Source organism: Poseidonibacter sp., assembly GCF_041821165.1.
Classification (GTDB): domain Bacteria; phylum Campylobacterota; class Campylobacteria; order Campylobacterales; family Arcobacteraceae; genus Poseidonibacter.
The window spans coordinates 1-6,528 of the sequence record NZ_JBGUES010000134.1; the positions used below are offsets into that span (position 1 = coordinate 1).

The window sequence follows — 6,528 nt, forward strand, 5'->3', positions numbered from 1 at the left end:
GATAGAAAATAACGCAAAAAGAGTGTAAAAATGCAAGATATAATAAAAGCTATTGAAAAAGCAAGTATTGAAATAAAAGAAATAATAGAAACAGGTGATACAGGTAAGAGTGAACAAGAAAACTCAACAGGTGATACACAATTAAAACTTGATATTGCAAGTGATATTATTATTGAAAATATTTTTAAAGAAATTCCTAGTATTAAAGCTATTGTTTCAGAAGAACAAGAAGATATTGTTCATTTAAATGATGATGGTGAATATTTAATTGCTTATGATCCTTTAGATGGATCTTCTTTAGTTGATGTAAATTTATCAGTTGGTTCAATTTATGGAATATATAAAAATGAATTTAATGCTAAAAATATTATTGCATCTGTTTATGTAGTATTTGGTCCAAGAGTTGAAATGGTTGTTGCCATTGATGATGTTAAAATGTATAGATTAAAACATGGTAAATTTGAGTTTATACAAGATATTGTATTAAAAGAAAAAGGTAATTTAAAAGCACCTGGTTCTACTCAAAGTTGTTGGGCGCCACACCATAAAAAAATGGTTGATGATATTTTTAATGATGGTTACAGATTAAGATATTCAGGTGGTATGGTTCCTGATTTACATCAGATTTTATTAAAAGGTGGTGGATTATTTTCATATCCAGGAACAAGTGATAGACCAAAAGGAAAATTAAGACAATTATTTGAAGTTTTCCCATTTGCATATACTTATGAAAAAGCTGGTGGACAAGCAATTGATGGAGAAAAAAGAGTTTTAGAAGTTGAAACTACACATATTCATGATACAACACCATGTTTCTTTGGTTCAAATCATGAAATAAATAGAGTTTTAGAAGTTTATAAGAATAATGGATAAAGAAGAGAATATTGAACTTGATGAATGGCAAGAAAAACTAGAAAAAGTTTTACAAGAATTAAAAACTTGCCAACAAACAAATAACTTAGATACATGTTCAGCATGTGATAAATTTTTTGATTGTGAATTAAGAAAAAAATATGTAGTAGCTGTATATTCATCTATGAACAAAGGTTCAGGTGGTGGATTTGAATTTTAATAAGAAAAAAGAGGGAAGAATGGAAGAATCTTGCAAAAATGTATATATAACGACACCAATTTATTATGTAAATGATGTAGCGCATATTGGTCATGCCTACACAACTATTATCGCTGATATGTTAGCTAGATACTCTAGATTAACAGGTGCAAATACTTACTTTTTAACAGGAACTGATGAGCATGGACAAAAAATTGCTCAAAGTGCAGAAGCTAGAGGTAAAACTCCAAAAGAGTATGCTGATGAAGTTTCAGGTAAATTTAAATCATTATGGGATGATTTTGATATTTCTTATGATAAATTTATAAGAACTACTGATGATGAACATAAAATTGGTGTTCAAAAAGCATTTGAAACTATGTACAATAAAGGTGATATTTACAAAGGTGATTATGAAGGTTACTATTGTGTATCATGTGAGACATTCTTTACAGAAAAACAATTAGTTGATGAACAATTTTGTCCTGATTGTGGAAAACCAACAAATATAGTAAAAGAAGAGAGTTTCTTTTTCAAATTATCTGCATATGAAGATAAGTTAATTAAGTGGTATGAAGAAAATGAAGATTGTATTTTACCACGTGCTAAGAAAAATGAAATTGTAAACTTTGTTAAAGGTGGATTAAGAGATTTATCAATTTCTAGAACTTCTTTTGACTGGGGTGTTAAACTTCCTGAATCATTAAATGAACCAAAACACGTAATGTACGTTTGGTTAGATGCACTTATGAACTATATCACTGCTTTAGGTTATGGAAGTGATGAAAAAAATATGAATCACTGGCCTGCTTCAACTCATTTAGTTGGAAAAGATATTTTAAGATTCCATGCTATTTATTGGCCAGCATTTTTAATGTCATTAGATTTACCATTACCAAAACATATTGCTGCTCATGGTTGGTGGACAAGAGATGGTGAAAAAATGTCTAAGTCTAAAGGAAATGTTGTTGATCCTAAAAAAGTTGCAGATGCTTATGGTTTAGATGCATTTAGATACTTTATGTTAAGAGAAGTTCCTTTTGGTCAAGATGGAGATTTTTCACAAAAAGCTTTAATGGATAGAATCAATTCTGATTTAGGAAATGATTTAGGAAACTTATTAAATAGAATTTCTGGAATGAGTGGGAAATACTTTGATTTTAAAGTTACTTCTAAAGATGTAGAAAAGTTCCATAGAAAAGAGCTTGATGAAGTTGAAGAAATTTTAGAAAATATTGAAGATTATTTATATAAAATGCAATTAAATAGATATTTAGAAGATATTTGGAAAGTATTAACAATTGCAAATAAAGCAATTGGTGATTATGAACCTTGGGCTAAAATGAAAGAAGGAAAAGAAGACGAAGCTATGGCTTTAGTTGCTTTAATTACTAATATCATGGCTAGAGTTTCACTTCTTTTAGATTCTGTAATGCCTGAAAAAATTGGAAAAATTGCAGCTTCTTTAGGAATTACTATTGATAATGCAACTTATATTTCTTTAATTAAAAACAAAGAATTAATTGCAGATACAACTATTACTAAAGTTGAGCAATTATTCCCAAGAATTGAAGAAGTTTTATTAGAACAAGCAAAACCAGCTGTTGTTGAAAAATCAGTTGCTGAAGAAAAATCTAATAAAAAAGAAGAAACAAAAGAAGTTGAAGATGATAATTTAATTACTATTGATAAATTTTTTGAAACTTCTTTAAAAATTGGAACTATTGTAGAAGCTGTTGAAGTTCCAAAATCTAAAAAACTTTTAAAATTACAAGTTGATTTAGGTGAAGGAAGAAATAGACAAATTCTAGCAGGAATAAAAGAGTTTTATTCAGCTGAAGAATTAGTTGGAACTCAAGCTTGTGTAGTTGCAAACTTAAAACCTGCAAAATTAATGGGTATGTTAAGTGAAGGAATGTTAATGGCTGCTAAAGATGAAAATGGTTTATCTTTAATTAGACCAGAAGCTCCTAAAACTATTGGAACAAAAATAAGCTAATGCAAATTACTTCTATATTAGATATTATTGATGGTAGACTTTTAAATCAACCATCAATATCTTATATATACTCTTTAAAAATGATTGCTTCAAAAGTAAGAGAAGGCGATCTTTTTATAGCTAGAGATTTAGATGATATTTCTTTAGCTGTACAAAATGGAGCTTTTGCAATCATAGTAGATAAGATTTATCCTATTATAGATAAAGAAATTGCATGGATTAGAGTTGATAATATTGATCGTTGTTTAGTTCAATTATTAAGATATAAATTAGCACATTTTAATCTTGAAGCATATTATTGTGAAAAAGTTTCTTATGATTTATTAAAAATTTTTTCAAGTTCAAGTAATAAAAATATTAAAGTTATTCCTAACTCTTTAGATTATTTTATTAAATATATAAATGATATAGAAGATGCAGATATTTTAATTTGTAATGATAAAAAACTTTTAGATAAGCTTTATCCAAATAATAAAGAGTTTATTGTAAATAATTATAAAATTGAAAATTTAATTGAACACTCACTATTTGAAGTTTCATTTTCCTATAAAGACAATTATTTTCCTAAATTAAAAATATCTACTATTTATATAAATAACTTTTTATCTGTTTATGAGTTTTTAGAGTCAACACTAGAATACTCTAGATTAAAATATTTTAATCATCTAAAACCTATTTTTTTAGATAAAAATATGAATTTAACAGATTTTGGTAAAAGTGATAAATTTATTATTTCTCAAAATACAAAAAATCTATTAAAAAATGAGATTGTTTTTTTTAAAGAGAAGTTCTCATATGCAAAAACTATATTTTTAACATCTAAATATATAAATGAATTAGATAACCAACAAATTTTAATTGAAGATATTAAAGATATTAAAAAAGAATTAAAAAAACACTCCTTTAATGCCGCATATATTGTTGGCTTTGAATTTAATGAACTTTCAAAAAATCTTATTAAATTAGAAAAAGAGTTAACTCTTTTCTAATTTTTTAGTATACCATTCCAAATGAACTTATAACTTTTCCTAATATCTTAAGATCTTTTACACCTAATATTTGAGAAGGATAATCTTTATTATCAGAAATAATATCTAAATTTCCATCAACTTTTTTTTGTATTCTTTTAACAAAAAGTCCATGTTCTGTTGTAAAAGCATAAATTCCATCTCTATTACAATCATTTTTAGTTTTATCAATAAAAATTATATTGTCATTATTCAAAGTTGGTTCCATTGAGTCCCCTACTACATTAATCGCATCAATATTTTTAAGATTATCTTTCCCACCTAACATATGAATAAAATATGGAGGAATTTCTAAAGATTCAAAATTATCTTCACTCTCATACGCCCCTCCTCCTGCACTAACACTTACAGAAGGAAAATATTTAATCCAATATTTATCTGTAGTATCTACAAGTGAACCTGGGTTTTGATTGTATAAAAGCCAATTTATTGATATTTTTTTTCTAGCACAAAAATTTAGTATATTTGAATAAGGAATTTTGCCTCTATTTTTCATTGTTGCAAAATTTGCTTGAGATAATTCAAGAGATTGGGCAACATCTTTATCAAAAACCTTACCATTTTTCCCATCTGAACTAAGAATATCTTTTAATTTATCAATGATTTCACTTACTACTAACATTTAAACTCCCATTACATAGTATTTACATAAGTATATTACAAATTGACATAAAAATTAATTAAATTTAATATTTTATATATAATTTGACATATTAAAAATAAAAGGACACATTATGATAAATAAATTTTTTGAATTTAAAGAAAATGTAATGCACTTTCTTAAAAAAATTGACATATTGATTTACCAAATTGGAGATAAGCTTTTATAATAAAAATAAATTGTTAAATTTATATAAATTAAAGTTAAAAATAAATGTTACTAAAGCTACTTTTATATATTATTACAATTATAATTACATGGTAATAACCACGGAGAAGATTATGGAAATAAACTTAGTTATGGAAGCACTGAAGTTTATGATGCTAGGAATGGGAGTTGTATTCTCATTCTTAATCATTATGATGTTCGTGCTAAAAATTCAGGCGGCATTGCTTACGAAATATTTCCCTGCGAAGGAAGTAAAGATTGCAATGAAACCAAAAGTTTCACGTGCATCAAACGAAACTGCTAAAGTGGCTGCTATTGTTGCTGCTGTTCAACATCACAAAAATCTAAAAGGTTAATATTAATGTCTAAAAAATATATTGATGTCATGGATACTACATTTAGGGATGGATTTCAATCTGTCTTTGGAGGTAGAGTTTTAATGAATGACTTCTTTCCTGCTGTTGAAGCTGCGAAAGATGCTGGAATTACTCATTTTGAGTTCGGTGGTGGAGCTAGGTTCCAATCTTTATTTTTCTACTTACAAGAAAATGCATTTGAAATGATGGACAAATTCAGAGAAATTGTTGGTCCAGATGCAAACTTACAAACTTTAGCACGAGGTATTAACACTGTTATGCTTGATACAGGTTCAAGAGAACTTGTTGACTTACATGCTAAAATGTTCGCAAAACATGGAACAACAACAATTAGAAATTTTGATGCTTTAAACGATGTACAAAACTTAGAATACTCAGCTGAATGTATTAAGAAATATGGTTTAAATCACGAAGTTGTTGTTACTCTTATGGATTTACCTCCTGGATGTACGGGAGCTCATGATGTTGCATTTTATGAAAAAACATTAAGAAATATTTTAGATAGTGGACTTCCATATGATTCAATCTGTTTTAAAGATGCTTCAGGAACTTCATCTCCTCAAAAAATTTATGAAACAATTCAAATGGCTAGAAAACTAGTTGGAAATGATACTCATATAAGACTTCATACTCATGAAACTGCTGGTGTTTCAGTTGCTTGTTATTTAGCAGCTTTAGATGCTGGTGCTGATGGTATTGATTTAGCTGCATCACCTGTTTCTGGTGGTACTTCTCAACCTGATATTTTAACAATGTTACATGCTGTAAAAGGTAAAAACTACGATTTAGGTGGTTTAGAAATTGAGAAAATTTTAAAATATCAAGAAGTTTTAAATCACTCTTTAAAAGATTACTTTATTCCACCAGAAGCTACACAAGTTTCTCCTTTAATTCCATTTTCACCAATGCCTGGTGGCGCATTAACTGCTAATACTCAAATGATGAGAGATAATGGAACTTTAGATAAATTCCCAGAAGTTATTAAAGCTATGAGAGAAGTTGTTGAAAAAGGTGGTTACGGTACTTCTGTTACTCCAGTTTCACAATTTTATTGGCAACAAGCTTATGCAAATGTAATGTTTGGACCATGGAAACAAATAGCTCCTGGTTATGGGAAAATGGTTCTTGGTTATTTTGGTAAAACACCAGTTGAACCAGATGCACAAGTTGTTGCATTAGCTGCAGAGAAATTAAAATTAGAACCAACTAAAGAAAATCCTTTAGATATTGCAGATAGAGATGAA

The 6,528-nt window shown here is 27.8% G+C and carries 7 protein-coding genes; 6 read left to right on the top strand and 1 reads right to left on the bottom strand.

Annotated features, from left to right (window positions below):
• The first annotated feature begins 30 nt into the window (after positions 1-30).
• The 4 genes from ACERKK_RS09925 to ACERKK_RS09940 are packed head-to-tail and all read left to right on the top strand — an operon-like array spanning position 31 to position 4,039.
• Entirely contained in the window at positions 31-873 is an 843-nt protein-coding gene (locus ACERKK_RS09925) for a class 1 fructose-bisphosphatase (protein ID WP_373772925.1), read from the top strand.
• On the top strand, positions 866-1,072 hold the full coding sequence (locus tag ACERKK_RS09930; protein ID WP_373772926.1) for a hypothetical protein: 207 nt from the start codon (positions 866-868) through the stop codon (positions 1,070-1,072). Before ACERKK_RS09925 ends, ACERKK_RS09930 begins: the two co-directional genes overlap by 8 nt.
• A 19-nt stretch (positions 1,073-1,091) precedes the next feature.
• Positions 1,092-3,050 (top strand): methionine--tRNA ligase, encoded by a 1,959-nt coding sequence (metG, locus tag ACERKK_RS09935; protein WP_373772930.1) that lies wholly within the window; start codon positions 1,092-1,094, stop codon positions 3,048-3,050.
• Positions 3,050-4,039: a peptidoglycan synthetase gene (locus ACERKK_RS09940; RefSeq protein ID WP_373772927.1), complete on the top strand. Its 990-nt coding sequence runs from the start codon at positions 3,050-3,052 to the stop codon at positions 4,037-4,039. The genes metG and ACERKK_RS09940 overlap by 1 nt, the downstream gene beginning before the upstream one ends.
• 4 nt (positions 4,040-4,043) lie before the next feature.
• Here ACERKK_RS09940 and ACERKK_RS09945 read toward each other — a convergent pair whose 3' ends face one another.
• Positions 4,044-4,700, bottom strand: a complete 657-nt coding sequence (locus tag ACERKK_RS09945; protein ID WP_373772928.1) for a helix-turn-helix transcriptional regulator — start codon at positions 4,698-4,700, stop codon at positions 4,044-4,046.
• A 338-nt stretch (positions 4,701-5,038) separates the two neighbouring features.
• On the opposite strand from ACERKK_RS09945, the gene ACERKK_RS09950 reads away from it, so the two are divergent.
• Entirely contained in the window at positions 5,039-5,263 is a 225-nt protein-coding gene (locus ACERKK_RS09950) for an OadG family protein (RefSeq protein WP_373772931.1), read from the top strand.
• A gap of 5 nt (positions 5,264-5,268) precedes the next feature.
• Positions 5,269-6,528: biotin attachment protein (locus ACERKK_RS09955; protein ID WP_373772929.1), on the top strand; the 1,260-nt coding region annotated here is incomplete at its 3' end.